Here is a 20219-nt window from a genome sequence, read left to right as displayed (position 1 = left end):
AGGCGTGAAGGACTTGCCTTCACCGCCTTGTCCACTTGTTTAGCCGCGCTGTTCGATCGGAACGTACACCTGCTTGCCCGGGCCGGTGTATTCCGCGCGCGGACGAATGAGACGGTTGTTGTCGTATTGCTCTAAAATATGGGCCAGCCATCCCGATGTCCGGCTCACGGCAAAAATCGGCGTAAATAAATCATGATCGATTCCTAAACAATGGTAAACCGAGGCGGAATAAAAGTCAACGTTCGGCGGCAACGCTTTTTCCGATGTGACGATCTCTTCAATTTTCGTCGACATTTCATACCAGTGCGGTTCGCCGACTAGCTTCGTCAGCTTTTCCGACATTTTTTTCAAATGCTTGGCGCGCGGATCGCCTTTCCGGTAGACGCGGTGGCCAAAGCCCATGATTTTTTCTTTGTTGGCCAGTTTTCCGCGGATGTACGGCTCAACGTTGTCGACCGTGCCGATTTCCGTCAACATTTTCATGACCGCTTCGTTCGCCCCGCCGTGAAGCGGCCCTTTTAACGCACCGATCGCAGCGGTGATGCCGGAATAAATGTCTGACAGCGTCGCCACGCAGACGCGCGCCGTGAACGTCGACGCGTTCAGCTCATGGTCGGCATGAAGCACGAGCGCCTTGTTGAATGCCTCCTCCGCGATCTCGTTCGGCTCCTCACCGGTAAGCATGTACAAGAAATTGGCGGCAAAGCTTAAATCTTGGCGCGGCGCAACCGGTTCCAATCCTTTGCGCACGCGGGCGAATGCGGTGACGATCGTCGGGATTTTTGCCTGCAGGCGAATCGCTTTCCGATAGTTTGCCTCTTTCGTCATGACATCCGCTTCTTCATCATAGAGGCCGAGAAGCGAAATCGCCGTGCGCAACGCCGCCATCGGGTGCACTTGATCGATCGGATATAATTTAAAATGCTCAATGATTTCGTTCGGAATGGCCGCATTTTCAGCAAGCTGCTGTTTCAGCTCCGCCAGCTGCTCTTTTGTCGGCAGCACCCGATGCCAGAGCAAATAAACGACTTCTTCGAAGGAAGCGTTTTCGGCTAAATCGTCAATGTCATAACCGACATACGTCAACGTGTCATCGATGATCGAACTGATGCTTGAAGTTGTGGCCACAACTCCCTCTAACCCACGGGTTACTGTCATGTTCAATCTCCCCTTCTCTTCATAAGTTCCGGCCATAACGACCGATGGCCGATGAGCGCTTGCTCGAAATGGATGCAAAAACAAATCCGCACACGAAAGTGCTTACATTGCCGCACCGGCTGCCGCCCTGCTGCGGCAGCGTGCGTGTTGCTTGACCCGAAAACTTGCTTACGCCTATTATTATAAACAATTATCAGACTTTTGTGAATGGGAATGCATCCATTTGGCAAAAGATTATTACACAGGAATAACGATTCTCGCCCCAGCTTCAAAAATATTCTACCATTTTTATGACCGTATAGGCAATGCCTGCGCCAATTAACGGCCCGACTGCCACCCCGTGAAACAGCGATACGGCAATGATCGTGCCGAACACGAGCGCCGCCGTGATGTGCGGATCATTGGCCAAAAGCGTCACGCCGCCTTTGGCAATTAGCGCCACAAAAATGCCGGATAAGAGCGCAATCCAAGCTGCCGCCGACTGCAGCGAGCCGACGAGCTGCTTAAAACCGATCTCTCCCGCGGCGATCGGCGCCAACACGGCAATCGTAATCACCGTAACCCCCCAGTTGATTCCTTTCGCCTGAATGGCCGGCAGCAACCGCCCGTCCAAGCCGAACAGTTTGATGGCCAGCAACACGGCAATGGCGATAACGAGCGACTGATTTTTCGCCAGCATCCCGATCGCCAGCAACAAGAGCAAAAACAACACCGGTTCGTTCACGATCGTCCGCCCTTTCCTCTGAAACTTGTCTTTTTGCTTCTTCGTAAAGAAACATGTAATATATCAGTATGGAGAACCGTTGGGGGTGAAACATTGTCCCGAGTCTATGTCGACCGTTTTTTGCGCTTGCTCATTGTCATCGCCGCCGTTGTGTTCGGCGCCATTGCCGCGTACTATGTCTCGACGGTGACGTACCCGTTTATTATTGCCTTTTTTATCGCGCTTTTCATCAATCCGCTCGTTGATTTTTTAGAGCGGAGGGCGAAAATGCCGCGCTGGCTCGCCGTCAGCATTACGTTGATCGTCCTGTTTGCCGCCGTCGCTGGAATCGTGACGCTGTTAATTGCCGAAATCGTTTCCGGAACGCAATACTTGGCCGACGTTGTGCCGGAAAAATTCCAAGCGCTCATTGCGTATATGGAGTCGTTTGCCGCCAATCAGCTCATCCCGCTCTATCAAGACTTGGCGGTCTTGTTTAAAAGCTTAAACGCTAACCAACAAGATACGATTATGCAAAACATCCAGGCGGTCGGGACGCAAATCGCGACGACGGTCGGCGAATTTATCCAGCGCGTGCTGCAAAACATTCCGCAGCTTCTTGCCTGGCTGCCGAACGCGGCGACGGTGTTTATTTTTTCGCTTCTCGCGACATTTTTCATCAGCAAAGACTGGCATCGCCTCATGCGGATGGTGCAGCAATGGCTGCCGGCGAAAGCCCGCACGAGCGGAAAAACGGTGTTTCTTGATTTGAAGCGGGCGCTGTTTGGCTTTATTAAGGCGCAGGCGACGCTCATTTCGATTACGACGGTCATCGTGCTGATCGGCTTGCTTATTTTGCGCGTCGATTACGCCATTACGATCGCCTTGATCATCGGGTTCGTTGATATTTTGCCCTACTTAGGGACGGGGATTGTGTTCGTTCCTTGGATCATTTACGCGGCGGTCAGCGGCGACATCCCGTTTGCGATCGGGCTCGGCGTGTTGTATATCGTCGTTCTCGTCCAACGGCAAATTATGGAGCCGAAAGTGCTCTCCTCATCGATCGGCCTTGACCCGCTCGCGACGCTCATCGCCTTGTTTGTCGGCTTCAAGCTGCTCGGCTTTCTCGGACTGATCGCCGGTCCGGTCGCGCTCGTCATCATCCGCACGCTCCATAGCGCCAACGTCTTTCGCGACATTTGGCGCTTTATCATCGGCAAGCCGGTCTCATAAAAACAGCCTTGGCTTATGGCCAAGGCTGTTTTCGTTGGTCGACAACCGCATTACAAGACGCTCGCATGGCCGCGGTAGACAGCGCCAAACCCGCCGTCGACGGTAATTTCCTGCCCGTCTTTAAACAAACTTGTCGCGTTGGTCACCCCGACGACGACCGGAATGCCAAGGCTTAAACCGACAACGGCGGCATGGCTTGTCAGCCCGCCTTCCTCCGTAATGATCGCCGCCGCCTTTTCGATCGCCGGCATCATGTCGGCATCGGTGCTGATCGTGACTAAAATGCCGCCGTCGACCATTTTTTGCCGCGCTTCTTCCGCTGTTTTCGCCACAACGGCCTTGCCGAACGCTGACTTGCGGCCGATGCCTTGCCCTTTGGCGAGAAGATCGCTGATGACGTGCACTTTCATTAAGTTCGTCGAACCGGTTTCCCCGACCGGCACGCCGGCCGTGATGACGACCAAGTCTCCGTGCTTCACCAAACCGGAACGCACCGCCGCATCGACGGCCACATCCAACATTTCATCGGTCGTGTTCACATGCGGCGCTTCTTTCGTATAGACGCCCCAGACGAGCGCCAACCGGCGCGATACCGCTTCGTTTGAGGTAACGGCGATAATCGGCGCTTTCGGGCGGTATTTTGCCACCATTTGCGGCGTTTTTCCGCTCACCGTCGGCGTGACGATCGCGGCGACATCCAAATTCAACGCCGTATGGGCGACCGACTGCCCGATGGCATCAGTAATCGTCGTCGCGCTTTCTTTTGTACGCTGGGACAAAATGTCGCGGTGCTCAAGCGCCTGTTCGGTGCGGAGCGCGATTTGGTGCATCGTTCTGACCGCTTCGACGGGGTAGTGGCCGGCCGCTGTTTCCCCGGAAAGCATGACGGCGTCCGTGCCGTCAAAAATAGCGTTGGCGACGTCGCTTGCTTCCGCCCGCGTCGGCCGCGGATTGCGCTGCATCGAATCGAGCATTTGCGTCGCCGTAATGACCGGCTTGCCGAGCATATTGCACTTTTTGATCAACAGCTTTTGGATGAGCGGCACTTCTTCAGCCGGGATTTCGACGCCTAAATCCCCGCGGGCCACCATCAGGCCGTCGGCCGCTTCTAAAATTTCGTCGATGTTGGCGACGCCTTCTTCATTTTCAATTTTGGCGATAATTTGAATATAGAGGGCATCGTGCGCCTCAAGCAGCTCGCGAATTTCGAGTACATCGGACGCCCGGCGCACGAACGAAGCGGCGATAAAATCGATTCCTTGGCGGATGCCAAACAAAATGTCAGCACGGTCTTTCTCGGTAATCCCTGGCAAGTTGACGCGCACGCCCGGGACGTTGACCCCTTTTTTGTTTTTCAGCACACCGCCGTTTAAAACGGTCGTCACGATTTCTCCGGCTTGTTTGTCGGCCGCAGTGACCTCAAGGCCGATCAGCCCGTCGTCGAGCAAAATTTTCGAACCGACGGATACATCGTCAATCAATCCCGGATAAGTGATCGAGATTTTTTCCGGCGTGCCGAGCACTTCGCTCATCGAAATGACGAGCTTCGCCCCTTCTTTCAGTTCAATCGCTCCGTTTTCCATATTGTGCGTCCGGATTTCCGGACCTTTCGTATCGAGCAAAATGGCGACCGTTTTGCCCGTCCGCTCCGCCGCCTCGCGAATGTTGGCAATGCGCCGTCCATGCTCCTCGTGATCGCCGTGTGAAAAGTTCAGACGGGCCACGTTCATTCCCGCTTCAATGAGCTGTACGAGCTTGTCCACACTTTCACTTGCCGGCCCAATGGTACAGACGATTTTCGTTTTCCGCTTCATCGTTTCTTCTTCCTTTCCCCTCGGGAATTAGATGGACAGTTCTTTTGACAGTAAGTACATCCGCTGATCGATCGTATGTTTCTGGCTCAACGCTTCGGCAATGTCATGGTCGACAAGCTGGTTGTTTTGGATGCCGACGCAGCGGCCCCCTTTTCCTTCGAGCAGCAGTTCAACCGCACGGGCGCCAAGACGGCTCGCTAAAACGCGGTCAAACGCGGTCGGCGACCCGCCGCGCTGCACATGGCCTAAAACGGTGACGCGCGTTTCAAACCCGGTCGCCTCTTGAATTTGCCGGCCGAAGTCAACGCCGCTGCCAACCCCTTCGGCGACGATGATGATGCTATGTTTTTTGCCGCGCTCATGGCCGCGTTTCAAGCGGGCGATGACGTCGTTCATATCATAGTCCGCTTCCGGAATTAAAATCGTTTCCGCCCCGCCGGCAAGACCGGACCATAAGGCGATGTCGCCGGCATGGCGGCCCATGACTTCGATGACGTACGTCCGTTCGTGCGAGGTGGCCGTATCGCGGATTTTGTCAATGGCATCAATGACGGTATTCAACGCCGTATCAAAGCCGATCGTAAAATCCGTGCCCGGAATGTCGTTATCAATCGTCCCCGGCACGCCGACGCACGGAAAGCCATGTTCAGTCAGTTTTTTCGCCCCTTGGTACGAACCGTCGCCGCCGATGACAACGAGCCCTTCAATGCCGTGCTTTTTCAGCTGTTCAATCCCTTTTTTCTGCCCTTCCTCCGTCTTAAACTCCGGACAGCGGGCCGTATAGAGCATCGTGCCGCCGCGGTGGATAATATCGCCGACATCGCCGACTTCCAGCTTTTTGATGTTGCCGGCGATCAGCCCCGCATAGCCATGGTAGACGCCGTACACTTCCACGCCGTGGTAAATCGCCTTGCGGACGACAGCACGAATGGCCGCGTTCATCCCCGGCGAGTCGCCGCCGCTTGTCAATACACCAATCCGTTTCATGATTTTCCACCTCATTTACATCAAATTCAACACGTCCGACCTCATACGTCTGTCGCTCTTGAACATTCCTAATGTACCATGAACCACTACGGAACACAATATGGAAGCCTTCGCTGAAACGGCTTACACGAACAAGTTTTTCTGAACAGAACAAAGCTGTCCCACAGAAGGAGACAGCTTTTTTCCTTATCTTGCCCGAATCGTCTCTTGTAAAAACGAGACTTGGCCCATTTGTTTAAATTTTTCGTAGCGCTGTTCCACGAGCGCCTCGCCGTCGAGCGCCAGCAGCTGCTTAAGCGAAGCGCGCAGCACGCGGTCGATTTCTTTCGCCTGCTCGTCGGCATTGCGGTGGGCGCCGCCTTTCACTTCCGGAATGATTTCATCAATGACGCCAAGCGTCTTTAAGTCGTGAGCGGTAATTTTCATCGTTTCCGCCGCCCGCTGCGCCAATGATGCATCTTTCCATAAGATGGCCGCCGCCCCTTCCGGCGAAATGACCGAGTACGTGGAGTTTTCGAGCATATGAATGTGGTTGCCGACACCAAGCGCCAGCGCCCCGCCGCTTCCGCCTTCGCCGATGACGATGCAGACGACCGGCACCGTCAGTCCCGCCATTTCAAATAAGTTGCGGGCGATCGCTTCGCTTTGGCCGCGCTCTTCGGCCGCTTTGCCCGGATAGGCGCCTTTTGTATCAATAAAGCAAATGATCGGACGGGAAAACTTTTCCGCCTGCTTCATGAGCCGGAGCGCCTTCCGGTAGCCTTCCGGGTGCGGCATGCCGAAGTTGCGGCGCAAGTTTTCTTTCGTATCTTTGCCGCGCTGGTGGCCAATGACTGTCACCGGAAGCCCATCATAATCGGCGATGCCGCCGACGATCGCCTCATCATCGCCAAAGCAGCGGTCGCCATGGCATTCGAGAAAGTTCGTAAACAGCCGCTCAATATAATCAAGCGTCGTCGGCCGCTGCGGATGGCGGGCGATTTGTACGCGGTCCCACGGCGTCAAGTTCGCATACACTTCGTTCTCAAGCTTGGCGAGCCGCGCCTCCAGTTTCTCGATTTCCGCCGACAAATCGACGTCCGCCGTTTTCATAAACTCTTTCAGCTCTTGAATTTTGCGGCGCAGCTCAACAAGCGGCTTTTCAAATTCTAATTCCGCCACCATCCCGATTCCCCTCCTCCCGCATGAATTGCGAACACAATCGCGAGCTTCTCTTTGAGCTCATGGCGGTGAATGACGGCATCCAGCTGGCCGTGCTTTAACAAAAACTCCGCCGTCTGGAAATCTTCCGGTAGCTCTTCGCGCACCGTCTGCTCGATGACGCGGCGGCCGGCAAAACCGATGAGCGCCCCGGGTTCGGCGAAGTTGTAATCGCCAAGCGAGGCGAAACTTGCCGACACGCCGCCCGTCGTCGGATGGGTCATAACGGAAATAAACAAGCCGCCGTCATTGCTGAATCGTTTGAGCGCGGCGCTCGTTTTGGCCATTTGCATCAGGCTTAGCACTCCTTCTTGCATGCGGGCGCCGCCGGAAGCGGTAAAAATGAGAAATGGCATCCGTTGTTCGCGCGCCCGCTCGACGGCGCGGGCGATTTTTTCGCCGACAACGGAGCCCATGCTGCCCATGCGGAACGACGAGTCCATCACGGCGATGACGAGCGGATGGCCTTCAAGCGTCCCTTCGCCGGTAACGACCGCCTCGTTTAGCCCTGATTTGCGCCGGTCTTCTTCCAGCTTTTCGCTGTAGCCGGGAAACCCAAGCGGGTTGACCGACACCATGCCGGCATCATACTCGCGGAAGCTGCCGTCATCAAGCATGCTGGCAATCCGTTCGCGCGCCGGCATCGGATGATGGTAACCGCAGCTTAAACAAACGCGCAAGTTTTTCACCAATTCCTTTGTATACATAATTTTTTTACATTGCGGGCATTTCGTCATCACGCCTTCCGGCACTTCGGCCCTCACCTGCTCGGAAGGGAGTGCCGCATATTTTTTCTTTTTTACAAACAAATCTTTCCACACGAGGGAGCCCCTCCTTTGCGTTTTCGCCTCTCTACTACTTTATCGAAAATAGGTAGGATTGTTTGTCAAACGGTGTCAGTTCTTTTTCGACAATGGCCAGGGCCGATGCGCCTCCCATACGGCGACGGCTTCCGTCCGATCGCGCTTTTTCAATGCTGCTAGCAGCTGGTCATAAAACGAATCCGCAAGCGGCGGCTTCGGCGCAAAGGCGGCCGCAAACGCGGACAGCGCCCGCCAAATGCGGACAAGCAAATAATTGTCGGCCTCCTCGGCGACCGTCTGAAAAAATCGCTCGAAATCGATCGGCTTTTGGCGAACGGTTTTTTCAAGCCTGCTTATGGCTTCCTCGCTACGGCGTTGACAGAAAAGCTCAAGCAGCAACCGTTCGACAAGCCATTTCGTTTCCGCCAAGTCGGCTTTCGCCCGTTCATTTTCAAGCAAAAACATCGCCAGCAAATCGATCAGCTGATGGCTGCCGATCTCGCGCATGTATGTACCTTCCCCGCGCCGCGTCTCAATCAGGCCGAGAAATTCGAGCGCCCGCAGCGCCTCGCGCACCGACGAACGGCCGACACCGAGCCGTTCAGCGAGCTCCCGCTCCGACGGCAGTCTGTCGCCGGGGGCGAGGCCATCGTGAACAATGAGGCGGTGAATATGCTTGAGCGTCTCGGCATACACTTTTTCGTCGTTGAACGGAGATCCCTCCCGGCGATTCGGTAATAAGGATATTTCTCCAATGAAAAAACTTATGAATCCTGCTCTTTAACGGCCTTCAAAGCCGTTGAATGACGAGAAGCCGCTGTTTCCCCTGCCTTCTAGCTTCCATACTGGTCTGACCACCTAATGGTTATACGATATAACAAAATAACGAAATAGTAAAGGGCGATTTATTTGACGGCTAGGCCACCGGCGCCGAACAAAGCGGTCAATGCATCAATAAGCGGCGCGGTCAGCGCGACGCCATACTGCTCCGGCAGGCGGAGGAGCGTCCGCTTGACTTCATCGTACAAATAAACCGGAGTGCTGCCGCGATGCTGTTCAAGCAGCGGCTTGAGCGCGGAAAGCCGCGGTTTGTCAGCAAGCCGCGCATGAATATACAGCGCCGACGCCGACAGACGTTCCACCCGGCGGAGAACGAGCTGCCGCCGTCCGGCGCGCATCTCCATCGTTCCCGCGAGCAGCACAAAATTCCCTTCCGCAAGTTCGCCAGCCGCGCGGGCATAGACGGACGGAAAAGCGACCGCCTCCATTTCTCCGCTTTCATCGCTGACCGTGATAAACGCCATTTCATCCCCGAACTTCGTTCTCGTTTTCCGCAGCTCGGCGATGCAGCCGCCGACAACGGCCGGCGAACCGTGCACTTCCGCTATGGGCACCGCCCGAGCCGCTTGAAACAGCGGGCGGCAGACGACGGCCGGGTGCGGGGTGACAGCGAAGCCGAGCCATTCGTTTTCCCGCTGCCGCCGCTCGGCAGGGGAAAGCGGCGGTGCATCCGCGTATTTCGGTTTGAGCGACAGCCCGCCAGCCTCTAAGTATGGCCCCATCAATTGCACGTGTTCGATGGCGATCTCCATGCTGGCCAAAAGTGCCCCCCGCTCCCCGCCCAACTCGTCAAACGCGCCGACGGAAATCAGCGCCTCAAGCGCTGGACGCGCCAACCCCTTTGGCAGCAGGCGAACGGCAAAATCAAAAAAGTCGGCAAACGGCCCATGCTCCCTTCGTTCGTCCATGATGAGCTTCGCCGCCGAGCCGACGTGCTTCACCGCCGCCAGCCCCGCGCGGATCGCCTCCCCTTCCACGGTGAACCGATAGCCGCTCCGGTTGACCGACGGCGGCAGGATCGGAATGCCTTTTCGTGACGCCTCACGGCTATAAAGCGCCATTTTTTCCCGATCACCGGACGCGTTCGAGAGCATGACCGCATAAAAGCAACGCGGGTAATGGGCTTTCATGTACGCCATCGCATACGACAACAGCGTATAGCTGACGGCATGGCTTCGGTTAAAGCCATAATCGGCGAAGCGGACGATTTGCCGGTACAACTCCTCGGCCATCGGCGCCGGATAGCCGTTCGCTGCGCAGCCGGCCACAAATTCTTCCCGATATTCAGCGAGCAGCGCTTTTTCCTTTTTCGCCACCGCCCGCCGGAGCACATCCGCTTTGCCGAGCGAAAACCCGGCGAGCCGGGCGGCGATTTGCATAATTTGTTCTTGGTAAATGAGAACGCCGTATGTCGGGGCCAAAATCGGCTCAAGGTCCGGATGGAGATACGAAATCGCCTCTTCGCCGCGCTTGCGCCGGATATAAGTGGGAATCATGTTCATTGGCCCCGGCCGGTACAGCGCATTGACGGCGACGACCTCTTCCAATGTCGACGGACGCAGTTCGGCAAGCACGCGCTTCATGCCGCCTGACTCAAGCTGGAAAACGCCGCTTGTATCCCCAGCGCCAAGCAGCGCATACGTTTTTTCATCATCAAGCGGCAACGCACGCACGTCAAACGGCTTTCCCGTCTGCCGTTCGACGAGGCGCACCATCTCTCCGAGCAGCGACAACGTGCGCAAGCCGAGAAAATCGATTTTCAACAGACCAAGCGCTTCTAACGCCCCCATGGCGTATTGCGTAAGCGGCCACTCGCCATGGCTTGGCTGCAGCGGCACATCGCGCATGAGCGGCTCCGGGCTGATGACGACGCCAGCAGCGTGGATCGACGTATGGCGCGGCAGCCCTTCGAGTTTTTGGGCGATCGCAAGCCACCGCTCCCCGTTAGGGAGGGCGCTGAACGCGCGGCGGAAGGCGGCGGATTCGCGCTGCCATTGGCTGATGGTCACGCCTTGTTTGTTCGGCAGCAGCGCCATAACTTGTTCCGCTTCGCGCCTGGGGACGCCAAGCGCCTTTGCCGTCTCGCGCAGCGCCGCTTTGGCGCCGAACGTGCCGAACGTAATGATTTGCGCGACGCGGTCACGGCCGTATTTGCCGACGACATAGCGGATCACATCTTCGCGGCGGTCATCGGGGAAATCTAAATCAATATCCGGGACCGACACCCGTTCCGGGTTTAAAAACCGCTCAAACAAGAGCCCGTATTGGATCGGATCGACATCGGTGATCGACAAAACGTAGGCGACGAGCGACCCGGCCGCCGAGCCGCGGCCCGGGCCGGTCAAAATGCCGCGCTGACGGGCATAGGCGAGCACATCGGCGACGATCAAAAAATAGTCGCTAAAACGCATCGTTTGAATGATGCGCAGCTCATGCTCAAGCCGTTCCCGGTAGCGTGCGTCAGCTGATGGCACGCGGCGGGCGAGCCCTTGTTCGCACAAGCGGCGCAAATAGCCATCCGCCGTCTCTCCATCCGGCACCGGAAACTTCGGCAGCCGCCGGCGGCCGAACTCGATATGGAGCGCGCATTGATTGGCGATCTTCATACTGTTGGCAAGCGCCTCCGGCAAATCAGCAAAGCGGCGGGCCATCTCGTCTGGCGCCGCCAAATAACGCCCAGCCTCTTCCGCCATATCTGCAAGCGGCACCCCTCGGTCAATCGCCTGCAAGCAGCGCCATGCGAGTGCATCCTCGCGCTCAACGTAGCGGACATCGTTCGTCGCAACGATCGGAACGCCGGTCTCTTCAGCCAGCCGCAGCAGCCCGCCTTCGTATGGAGCGCGCGTCCGCTCGCCGCGCCGGATGGCTATATGCAAACGGCCGGCAAACAGCTGCCGGTAGCGAAGCAGCGATTCTTTCGCCCGCGCAATCTCTCCGGCGGCAAGCAGCGATTCAACCCGTCCGTCCGGCCCCGGAGTGAGGGCAATGATGCCGCCGCTCAAACGGCGGAGGGCGACTTCATGAATATGCTTTTCTTCCCCCATTTGAACCGCTGTGCTGATCTCGATTAAATGGCGATATCCTTCCTCATTGGCCGCCAGCAGGACGAGCGGAAATGCCACACCATCCCCGTCAAGGGCGACATCAGCCGTCATGCCGATGATCGGGCGAAGGCCGTGGCGCTGACACTCCCGGTAAAACGGAATGGCGCCATACAGCACATGGCGGTCCGTGAGCGCCAAAGCCTCGTAGCCGAGCTGTTTCGCTTTGGCCGCAAGCGCCTCGACCGTCGCCGTGCTTTGCAGCAAGCTGTATCCGCTTAACACATGCAAATGGACAAACGTCATGGCCATCCCTCCTTCATCCGTACGTTTCACGGGCAGAAACTTTTCCTTCGGCTACATATTCCGTCCAATTTGTTGATATACATAGTAAAAGATAAAGAAAGGGCGGGGAAACAGATGAACGAAAAAGTGGCCTTTTTGCCGGCATTTATCCAAAGCTATTTCATCGCGGTCGGCGTGCTGCTTGGCGGCGCCATGATCGGCGCGCTCGGCGCTTTTTTGAGCGGCGGCCAGCCGCTGACCGCCATGTATCGGTTCGCCGGCGATTTGCGCATTTGGGCGGTGGTGGCCGCCATCGGCGGGACGTTTGATACGTTTTACGTCGTCGAGCGAGGGCTGTTTCTTGGAGAAACGAAAGATATCGTACGGCAATTTTTGCTTATTTTGTCCGCCATGGGCGGCGCGCAAACAGGGGTAGCGATCATTACGTGGCTGACGCAGGAGCACATTTCGCCATGAGAATTCCTCCGTATTACCAATCCCCGTCATGGCAGCGCTTTTTCGCCGGCGCAGCGATCGGAGCGCTGATTAGCTGGTTTGTCTTTTTATATATTTTCGGCGTCCTGCAGGAAAAACAAGTGCGGCATGTCAATGAGCTCAACGAGCAGATCGCCGATTTGCAAAATGAAATCCGCATTTGGCAAGAAGACTATATCCATTACAACAAAGAAATGAAAAAAAAGCTGACCGTGCAAGACGTTTCCGTTCATCTCGCCAACGCCGAGCAATACAAACTTGACTCGTACACGACGTTCCGTATCGAAGACAGCGTCAAAGAAGACTTGTCCCATTTAATTACAAAGGACATTGAAACAGTATACAACAGCCGCGAATTGATCAAGCGGGCCATCGAAAACAAAACGTATACGATCCACGAAAAACCATACCGGCTTCAAATTCACACACTCACCATTTTTACCGTCTTAGCTGTCGAAGTAAAATTAACGCCGCTCCCGTAATCAAGCGTCCGGCTGCGCGCCATTGCCCGTCGGCGGCAAAAGAGGGTGTCCCCAAAGCGTCGGGACACCTTTTCTCATTGCCGCATCGGCCTATATCGTTCTTTGTCTAAAAGAGCGGCCGCATTCCCTTACCGCCCAGCTCGGCAAGCGGCTTTCACGTCTTCAACAACGCGGTCCGCTTCTTCCCATGACGCGATGGAAGCGCCGGCCGCAAGCGGATGGCCGCCGCCGCCGTGCCGTTTGGCGACAACGTTAATGATCGGCCCTTTCGAGCGGAAGCGGACGCGAATGTCTTTCTCCTCCTCAATAAAAAACACCCAGGCGACAATGCCGTCGATATTGCCGAGCAGTCCGACAAGCTGCGACGCCTCGAGCGGGGTGACGCCGTACTCTTCAAGGAGCGCCCGCGGCATTTTCACCGCTGCCACCCCTTCGTCGATCGTGAAATGGGATAATACGTAACCGCTCAAACGCGCCAGCGGCAGGCTCGTCCGGTACAGCCCGTCATACAGCTCCGAAAGGGAAAAGCCGTACGAAATGAGCTCCCCGGCGTAGCGGAACGTTTTTTCGCTCGTGCGCGGAAACAAAAAGCGGCCCGTATCGCCGACGATGCCAGCATAAATCAAGCGCGCCGCCTCAGCCGTCATCGTCAGCCCTTGATCTTTCCCGGCCAAATACAGCTCGTAAATCATCTCGCTCGTCGAGCTGGCGTCTGTATTGACCCACATGATGTCACCGTACGGCGTGTCGTTCGGGTGGTGGTCGATTTTAATGAGCTTCCGCCCGAGCCGGTAGCGGCTGTCGCAAATCCGCTCCTCGTTGGCTGTGTCGCAGACGATGACCAACGCCTGTTCATAGACCACATCGTCAATGGCATCCATTTTCCGCAAAAACGACAACGACGGGTCATCTGTCCCGACCGCATACACCCGCTTTTCCGGAAACGACGCCTGAAGCAGCGCGGCCAATCCGCCTTGCGACCCGTACGCGTCCGGATCCGGGCGCACATGACGGTGAATGATGATCGTCTCAAATTGGCGAATGGCATCTAAAATTTCTTGGCATTGTTCTCTCATTGTTCTTCCCCTTTTGGATCACCTGTCATTTTCAACCGCTGGCCTTTTTTTCCGTTTCTATGTACAATGGAAAAAGAAATGGACAACGGAGGGAGCAGCGATGCCAGCATTGGTTATTTTCATTATATTTTCCTTTTCGTTTTACGTCTATTATAAAATCCGCTATGTCCGCGCCCGTCGTCCGATCGAGCGCCAGTTTTTCTCGGCGAAATCGAGCATGGCGCTCGGATTGTTTGTCGCGTTGTTCGGCATCAACCAACTGTTTTTGTATTCGACAACGGTGACGTACATCGTCTCCGCCATTTTTATCGCCCTGGGCTTTGGCAGCGTTTGGGCCGGCTATCGCGCCTATCGCCATTATTTGCCGCAGGCGGTCAAAGAAGCGGAAGAAGCGGCGAAACAAGGATAACAGGGAGCAGTGCATGCGCCGGCTAACCGGAAAGGAAAAAGGATGTCCAAATATGGAATGGACATTCTTTTTTGCTTTTATCGGTCGATCAGCTGGCACATCATCATCGCCTTGCCGACGATGGCCCCTTCGTTATACACCTCGACATCCACTTTCCCGAACTTGCGCCCGAGCTCAAGCAGCTTTGCCTGCACATCGACCGTGCTGTCAATTTGCACCGGCTTGATGAAATAAATGGTGATGCTTTCCATCACTAAATCGCCGCGTTTGTACGCCCGCAGCATCCGCGCCGCCGCCTCGGTGACGATCGTCGTAAACACGCCGTACGAGAGCGTCCCTAAATAGTTCGTCATTTGTGGGGTGATCGAGCAGCGAAACAGCGTCTCTTTGTCTCCTGACTCGCGAAACTGAGCGGTGACGAGATCATCGATCGTTTCGCCGACTTGCGGCTGGCGCTGTGCCATCTGCAGCGCTTTTAACACATCTTGGCGGCTGATGATTCCTTGCAGCCGGTGGTGGTCATCGACAACAGGCAAAAGTTCGATCCCTTCCCATACCATAATGTGGGAGGCAAAAGCGACCGACGTTTTTCCGTTCACCGTAATCGGCTGCTTCGTCATCACTTTTTCGATCGGCAGCTGGCGATCCATATCAAGCACGTCTTTCGCTGTTACAATCCCTTGCACTCTCCAATCGTCATCGACGACCGGAAAGCGGCTGTGGCGCGTTTCTTTGTTTAACGCATACCACCGCTCGACCGGATCATCGACGCGCAAGTACGCTGTTTTTTCCAGCGGGATAATAATATCCTCGACGAGCACAATTTCTTTTTTGATCAACTGGTCGTAAATGGCACGGTTGATCATCGTCGCCACAGTAAACGTATCGTAGCTTGTCGAGATGATCGGCAGCTGCCGCTCATCGGCGAGCTTTTTGACGTGGTCGGCCGTATCAAACCCGCCGGTGATGAGCACTGCCGCCCCAGCCTGCAGCGCGAGTTCATGCGCCTTCGTCCGGTTGCCGACAATCAACAAATCGCCCGCCCCGGTATAGCGCATCATCGCCTCGAGCTGCATCGCGCCGATGACAAAGCGGTTCAGCGTTTTATGCAGCCCTTCCTTCCCGCCGAGCACTTGCCCGTCGACAATGTTGACGACTTCGGCGTACGTGAGCTTTTCGATGTTTTCCTTCCGCTTCTTCTCGATCCGAATCGTGCCGACGCGCTCAATCGTGCTCACATACCCTTTGTTTTCCGCGTCCTTGATCGCCCGGTACGCCGTTCCTTCGCTCACGCCCATTTCTTTGGCGATCTGGCGGACGGAAATTTTCTCGCCGATCGGCAGCCGATGGATGTATTCTAAAATTTGTTCATGTTTTGTCGCCAACGGTCCTTCACCCTTTACGCATTGTTACTTTTATTATAACGGTGGCGGCGGCGGGGGTTCAACGGTTAGGCAGGAGGCAGCGGCGATCTTCCCGTTCTCTCCCTGCGGCATGTTCATCTTGTTTCATCATGAATCAACCGATCCAAAGGCGAATGAGCATGTCATAAGTAACACCATTTCTCCTTAGGGAATGATGTCGCAAAGAGGGATTGGTAGAGCGGGGCACTGATTGAAACAGCGCCCTTCCCGTCTGGGGAAGAGCGCTTGCTTTACAGTTCGATGCTTTCGCCCGGCTTTAATGCGCGGCCGACGCCCGGCGGAAGGAGCGAGGTGAACCGCTCCGGATCTTGCACAATCGGCGGGAACGTGTTGTAATGAATCGGCACGACCAGTTTGGCACCGAGCCACTCGGCGGCGACCGCCGCGTCTTCCGGCCCCATCGTAAAGCTGTCGCCGATCGGCAAAAACGCCACATCGATTGAATGGCGCTCGCCGATCAGCTTCATGTCAGAAAACAGCCCGGTGTCACCGGCATGGTAGATCGTTTTGCCTTCAGCGGTGAACAAAATGCCGGTCGGCATGCCTAAATAAATGATTTGTTGGCCATCGGTCACAAAGCCGGAGCTGTGAAACGCCTGCGTCAACTTGACGGTGCCAAAATCAAACTGGCGCGCCCCGCCGATGTTCATGCCGAACGTCTCGACCCCTTGCCAGCTCAAATACGTCGCCAGTTCAAACGTCGCCACGACAAGCGCGTTGTTTCGTTTGGCGATATCAACAGTGTCGCCGACATGGTCGCCATGCCCGTGCGTCAACAAAATGACATCCGCCTTCACATCCGCCGCGTTCAAATCAGTCGTCGCGTTGCCGGTAATGAACGGGTCGATCAAAATCGTTTTTCCGTTCGTTTCAATGCGGACGACCGAATGGCCATGGTAACTGATTTTCATTGTCCATCTCTCCTTTCCACTTAAACATGGTTCGCCGCCGCGCGTCCATTTCCTTCTTTTCCCGCTTGTCCATTTACAAGCTGCCTGTTTCTTGGTACGCTCAAAATAAACCATAGCAAAAAAGGAAGGAATGGAACGATGAATCAACGGCTGCAAGCATTTTCCTCTTGGCTTCAACAACAACATAGTTCATTCGCCTTGATCACGTCAAGCGCCAACGTCTTTTATTTCAGCGGATTTTGGTGTGACCCACATGAGCGGCTGCTCGCGCTTCTCGTTTTTCCCGAGGGCGAACCCGTGCTCGTCTGCCCGCAAATGGAAGTTCCCCGCGCCCGACGCGCGGGCTGGGAGGATACGGTGATCGGCTATGACGACAGCACCGACCCGTGGGAGGAGATTCACCGCCACCTGCAAAGGCGAAACATCAACGCAACCATCATCGCCGTCGAGAAACATCATTTGTCGTTCGCCCGTTTTGAGCGGCTTTCGGCGCTGTTTCCTAACGCCCAATGGCAGGATGCCGAAGAAAAGCTGCGCCAGCTTCGCCTCATGAAAGACGAGGAAGAAATGAAGCGGTTGCGCCAAGCAGCCGAACTCGCCGACCGGGCGATCGAAATCGGCGTATCGGCCATCCGCCCAGGCGTAACAGAGCTCGAGCTTGTCGCCGTCATTGAATATGAGCTGAAAAAGCTCGGCGTCGAGGGGATGTCATTCCCGACGACCGTGCTCACGGGCGCGCGCACGGCCGACCCGCACGGCGTCCCAGGAGCGGCGACGGTCGCCCCGGGTGACTTCGTCTTGTTTGACTTAGGCGTCATCGTTGACGGCTATTGTTCAGACATTACCCGCACCGTCGTCTGCCGGATGGCGAGCGACGAGCAGCGGCTCATTTACGACACCGTCCGGCGCGCCCAGCAGGCGGCGATCGACGCTTGCCGCCCGCAAATCGCCATGGGGGAGATCGACCGCGCCGCCCGCAGCGTCATTGAACAAGCGGGCTACGGCCCATACTTCCCCCATCGCGTCGGCCATGGCTTAGGGATCGACATTCACGAATACCCGTCGCTCCATAGCACCAACCACGAGCCGCTCGTTGCCGGCATGGTGTTTACGATTGAGCCGGGCATTTACGTCCCGGCGATCGGCGGCGTGCGCATTGAAGATGACGTCGCTGTCACCGCCAGCGGGGTCGAGGTGCTGACATCATTTTCGAAAGACTTGATCATCGTTTAAAGGATTGCCTGCACAACGAAAGCTGCCCGTCAGCCTGTTGCAAGGCCGGTTCGGGCAGCTTTGTGCTTGATTAAGATGGGGGCCGGGCCCTGTTTTTTGTGCTCCCTCTTCAGCGAATCAGCAGGCGCCCCGCCTTTTCGTCACTGTAACAACTGATGAACATCAGTATACGGCATGTTGTGCGCTGCCGCCACCGCTTCGTACACGACATGCCCGTCTAGCGTGTTGATCCCTTTTAACAGCGCCGGATTGTCAAGGCACGCGGCGCGGTAGCCTTTGTTGGCGATTTGCAAGGCGTATGGAATCGTGACGTTCGTAAGCGCGAACGTCGACGTGCGCGGAACAGCGCCCGGCATGTTGGCAACCGCGTAATGGACGACACCGTGCTTGACGTATGTCGGGTCGTCATGGGTCGTCACCCGGTCGGTCGTTTCAAAAATGCCGCCTTGGTCGATCGCAATATCGACAAGCACCGACCCCGGCGCCATCGAGCGCACCATTTCTTCCGTGACGAGCTTCGGCGCTTTGGCCCCCGGGATTAAGACGGCACCGACGACCAGATCCGATTCGCGCACACATTCAGCGATATGGTACGAGTTGGACATGAGCGTCGTCACATGGTCGCCGAACAAATCATCGAGCTCGCGCAGCCGCTCGGCGTTAATGTCCAAAATCGTCACGTCCGCGCCGAGGCCGACGGCGATTTTCGCCGCATTCGTTCCAGCCGTTCCGCCGCCGATGATCGTCACTTTGCCGCGCCGCACCCCAGGCACACCGCCAAGCAAAACGCCTTTGCCGCCGTGCGGCTTCTCGAGAAACTGGGCACCGACTTGCACCGACATGCGGCCCGCCACCTCGCTCATCGGCGTCAAAAGCGGCAGCGAGCCGTTGGCAAGCTGCACCGTCTCATAGGCGATGCCGACAACTTTTTGTTCGACAAGCGCTTTCGTCAGCGCTTCGGCCGCCGCCAAATGCAAATACGTAAACAAAATCAATCCGGGCCGAAAATAGCGGAACTCCTCCGGCAGCGGTTCTTTCACTTTCAACACCATCTCCGCCGCCCAGGCGTCCTCGGCGTTTGGCACGATCACCGCCCCGGCGCTTTCATACTCCGCATCTGAAAAACCGGACTCGGCGCCGGCGTTCGTTTCGACGTAAACGTCGTGCCCGGCTTTGACGAGCGTCATGACGCCGGCCGGCGTGATGGCGACACGGTTCTCATTGTTTTTCATCTCTTTCGGAACTCCGATTTTCATGGCCGCTTTTCCTCCTGTTTCCTTCGCTTTTCCCCTTTTATTGTTCCCCGTTCGGCGGAAAAGCAAACGAAAAAGCGGCGCGGGCGCCTATTGGAAAAAGTGGCGGTACAGCACGTTCACCCCGCCGGTAACGTCAATGACCGCGCCGGTGATGAAATCGGAATCATCCTCGCATAAAAAGGCGATGACGCGAGCGATGTCTTCGCCTGTTCCCGGGCGCCCGACCGGTGTCTCCTCATCCCGCTTCGCGCGGGCGTCAGCGATCGCTGCCTCTTTCATGGCGCCGACGATGTTGCCTGGACAGACCATGTTGGCGGTGATGCCGTATTCCGCCTCCTCGAGGGCGATCGTTTTCGTCAGCGACACCAATCCGACTTTCGCCGCGCCAAACGCCGAACGATGCACCCATCCCGGGGCATCGGCCGCTCCCTGGAACCCGTAGGTGATAATGCGGCCGAACCGCTGCTTGCGCATAATCGGGATCGTCCGCCTCACCAAATGGAACACAGAACTCAAGTTGCCTTCGATCATTTCATACCATTCATCTTCCGTATAATCGGCCAGCTTTTTCCGCTCAAAAATATACGGCCCGGCGTTGTTAATGAGGCAATCAATGCGGCCGAACCGTTCCATGGCGGCGTCGATCAACGCCGCCAAATCGTCTTTGTTCGTCACATCGCCGCGCACAAATTGAAGCCGATCGCTCGCATCCTTATACCGCTCTTGGAGCGAGCGCGCTGCCCGCTCATCGCTCCGGTAGTTGACCGTCACCGAATACCCTTTGTCAAGCAGCAGCTCCGTCACTTTTCTCCCCAGCCCTTTTGCTCCGGCCGTGATTAAGGCGTGCCGCACTGTTCTCCCTCCTTGCC

Annotated in this window: 18 protein-coding genes; 5 read left to right on the top strand and 13 right to left on the bottom strand. The window is 56.3% G+C overall.

The genetic code is table 11. From position 1 onward, the window contains the following. Nucleotides 1-39: 39 nt before the first annotated feature. Nucleotides 40-1158, bottom strand: a complete 1119-nt coding sequence (citZ, locus tag GS3922_RS02535; protein WP_063165037.1) for a citrate synthase — start codon at nucleotides 1156-1158, stop codon at nucleotides 40-42. A gap of 268 nt (nucleotides 1159-1426) precedes the next feature. Next, entirely contained in the window at nucleotides 1427-1882 is a 456-nt protein-coding gene (locus tag GS3922_RS02530; protein WP_063165036.1) for a DUF441 domain-containing protein, read from the bottom strand. 93 nt (nucleotides 1883-1975) lie between these two features. On the opposite strand from GS3922_RS02530, the gene ytvI reads away from it, so the two are divergent. Next, nucleotides 1976-3094 (top strand): sporulation integral membrane protein YtvI, encoded by a 1119-nt coding sequence (gene ytvI, locus GS3922_RS02525; protein ID WP_063165035.1) that lies wholly within the window; start codon nucleotides 1976-1978, stop codon nucleotides 3092-3094. 50 nt (nucleotides 3095-3144) lie between these two features. On the opposite strand, the gene pyk is transcribed toward ytvI, so the two are convergent. From pyk to dnaE, 6 genes are all read right to left on the bottom strand, one after another. Continuing rightward, nucleotides 3145-4908, bottom strand: coding sequence for a pyruvate kinase (pyk, locus tag GS3922_RS02520; protein ID WP_063165034.1), 1764 nt, complete (start codon nucleotides 4906-4908; stop codon nucleotides 3145-3147). Nucleotides 4909-4935: 27 nt separating this feature from the next. Next, on the bottom strand, nucleotides 4936-5895 hold the full coding sequence (gene pfkA / locus GS3922_RS02515) for a 6-phosphofructokinase (protein WP_063165033.1): 960 nt from the start codon (nucleotides 5893-5895) through the stop codon (nucleotides 4936-4938). A 186-nt stretch (nucleotides 5896-6081) separates the two neighbouring features. Continuing rightward, nucleotides 6082-7059 carry an acetyl-CoA carboxylase carboxyl transferase subunit alpha gene (gene accA, locus GS3922_RS02510; protein ID WP_063165032.1) on the bottom strand — a complete coding sequence of 326 codons (978 nt, stop codon included), beginning with the start codon at nucleotides 7057-7059 and terminating at the stop codon, nucleotides 6082-6084. Next, a complete protein-coding gene (accD, locus tag GS3922_RS02505; RefSeq protein WP_063165031.1) occupies nucleotides 7044-7916 on the bottom strand; it encodes an acetyl-CoA carboxylase, carboxyltransferase subunit beta in 873 nt (290 codons plus the stop codon). The genes accA and accD overlap by 16 nt, the downstream gene beginning before the upstream one ends. Nucleotides 7917-7991: 75 nt before the next feature. Beyond that, a complete protein-coding gene (locus GS3922_RS02500; RefSeq protein WP_063165030.1) occupies nucleotides 7992-8594 on the bottom strand; it encodes a FadR/GntR family transcriptional regulator in 603 nt (200 codons plus the stop codon). Nucleotides 8595-8803: 209 nt separating this feature from the next. Beyond that, entirely contained in the window at nucleotides 8804-12085 is a 3282-nt protein-coding gene (dnaE, locus tag GS3922_RS02495) for a DNA polymerase III subunit alpha (RefSeq protein WP_063165029.1), read from the bottom strand. Between the two features lie 114 nt (nucleotides 12086-12199). On the opposite strand from dnaE, the gene ytrH reads away from it, so the two are divergent. Next, nucleotides 12200-12541, top strand: a complete 342-nt coding sequence (gene ytrH, locus GS3922_RS02490; RefSeq protein ID WP_063165028.1) for a sporulation membrane protein YtrH — start codon at nucleotides 12200-12202, stop codon at nucleotides 12539-12541. Further along, nucleotides 12538-13041, top strand: a complete 504-nt coding sequence (ytrI, locus tag GS3922_RS02485; RefSeq protein WP_063165027.1) for a sporulation membrane protein YtrI — start codon at nucleotides 12538-12540, stop codon at nucleotides 13039-13041. The genes ytrH and ytrI overlap by 4 nt, the downstream gene beginning before the upstream one ends. A gap of 128 nt (nucleotides 13042-13169) precedes the next feature. On the opposite strand, the gene GS3922_RS02480 is transcribed toward ytrI, so the two are convergent. Then, the gene (locus GS3922_RS02480) at nucleotides 13170-14117 is read right to left on the bottom strand and encodes a DHH family phosphoesterase (RefSeq protein ID WP_063165026.1); all 948 of its coding nucleotides are present in this window, start codon (nucleotides 14115-14117) and stop codon (nucleotides 13170-13172) included. 100 nt (nucleotides 14118-14217) lie between these two features. Between GS3922_RS02480 and GS3922_RS02475 the strand changes: the two genes are divergently transcribed. Next, the gene (locus tag GS3922_RS02475) at nucleotides 14218-14526 is read left to right on the top strand and encodes a YtpI family protein (RefSeq protein ID WP_063165025.1); all 309 of its coding nucleotides are present in this window, start codon (nucleotides 14218-14220) and stop codon (nucleotides 14524-14526) included. A 77-nt stretch (nucleotides 14527-14603) separates the two neighbouring features. On the opposite strand, the gene GS3922_RS02470 is transcribed toward GS3922_RS02475, so the two are convergent. Both GS3922_RS02470 and GS3922_RS02465 read right to left on the bottom strand, forming a co-directional pair. Next, entirely contained in the window at nucleotides 14604-15911 is a 1308-nt protein-coding gene (locus GS3922_RS02470) for a CBS domain-containing protein (RefSeq protein ID WP_063165024.1), read from the bottom strand. Nucleotides 15912-16180: 269 nt separating this feature from the next. Further along, nucleotides 16181-16861, bottom strand: coding sequence for a metal-dependent hydrolase (locus GS3922_RS02465; protein WP_063165023.1), 681 nt, complete (start codon nucleotides 16859-16861; stop codon nucleotides 16181-16183). 138 nt (nucleotides 16862-16999) lie between these two features. Between GS3922_RS02465 and GS3922_RS02460 the strand changes: the two genes are divergently transcribed. Next, entirely contained in the window at nucleotides 17000-18094 is a 1095-nt protein-coding gene (locus tag GS3922_RS02460; protein WP_063165022.1) for a M24 family metallopeptidase, read from the top strand. A gap of 140 nt (nucleotides 18095-18234) precedes the next feature. On the opposite strand, the gene ald is transcribed toward GS3922_RS02460, so the two are convergent. Together ald and GS3922_RS02450 are read right to left on the bottom strand one after the other, a co-directional pair. Beyond that, a complete protein-coding gene (gene ald, locus GS3922_RS02455) occupies nucleotides 18235-19350 on the bottom strand; it encodes an alanine dehydrogenase (protein WP_063165021.1) in 1116 nt (371 codons plus the stop codon). Between the two features lie 87 nt (nucleotides 19351-19437). Further along, on the bottom strand, nucleotides 19438-20202 hold the full coding sequence (locus tag GS3922_RS02450; protein WP_063165020.1) for an SDR family oxidoreductase: 765 nt from the start codon (nucleotides 20200-20202) through the stop codon (nucleotides 19438-19440). Between the last annotated feature and the right edge of the window lie 17 nt (nucleotides 20203-20219).

The organism is Geobacillus subterraneus, from assembly GCF_001618685.1.
In the GTDB taxonomy this organism is placed as follows: domain Bacteria; phylum Bacillota; class Bacilli; order Bacillales; family Anoxybacillaceae; genus Geobacillus; species Geobacillus subterraneus.
This window is presented reverse-complemented; position numbering and strand designations above follow the sequence as displayed.

Excerpts from the sequence above, each read along its gene's own strand:
- citZ (WP_063165037.1), bottom strand. The coding sequence starts at position 1,158 with ATGACAGTAACCCGTGGGTTAGAGGGAGTTGTGGCCACAACTTCAAGC.
- pyk (WP_063165034.1), bottom strand. The coding sequence starts at position 4,908 with ATGAAGCGGAAAACGAAAATCGTCTGTACCATTGGGCCGGCAAGTGAA.
- pfkA (WP_063165033.1), bottom strand. The coding sequence starts at position 5,895 with ATGAAACGGATTGGTGTATTGACAAGCGGCGGCGACTCGCCGGGGATG.
- accA (WP_063165032.1), bottom strand. The coding sequence starts at position 7,059 with ATGGTGGCGGAATTAGAATTTGAAAAGCCGCTTGTTGAGCTGCGCCGC.
- dnaE (WP_063165029.1), bottom strand. The coding sequence starts at position 12,085 with ATGACGTTTGTCCATTTGCATGTGTTAAGCGGATACAGCTTGCTGCAA.
- ytrH (WP_063165028.1), top strand. The coding sequence starts at position 12,200 with ATGAACGAAAAAGTGGCCTTTTTGCCGGCATTTATCCAAAGCTATTTC.
- ytrI (WP_063165027.1), top strand. The coding sequence starts at position 12,538 with ATGAGAATTCCTCCGTATTACCAATCCCCGTCATGGCAGCGCTTTTTC.
- GS3922_RS02480 (WP_063165026.1), bottom strand. The coding sequence starts at position 14,117 with ATGAGAGAACAATGCCAAGAAATTTTAGATGCCATTCGCCAATTTGAG.
- GS3922_RS02475 (WP_063165025.1), top strand. The coding sequence starts at position 14,218 with ATGCCAGCATTGGTTATTTTCATTATATTTTCCTTTTCGTTTTACGTC.
- GS3922_RS02465 (WP_063165023.1), bottom strand. The coding sequence starts at position 16,861 with ATGAAAATCAGTTACCATGGCCATTCGGTCGTCCGCATTGAAACGAAC.
- GS3922_RS02460 (WP_063165022.1), top strand. The coding sequence starts at position 17,000 with ATGAATCAACGGCTGCAAGCATTTTCCTCTTGGCTTCAACAACAACAT.
- ald (WP_063165021.1), bottom strand. The coding sequence starts at position 19,350 with ATGAAAATCGGAGTTCCGAAAGAGATGAAAAACAATGAGAACCGTGTC.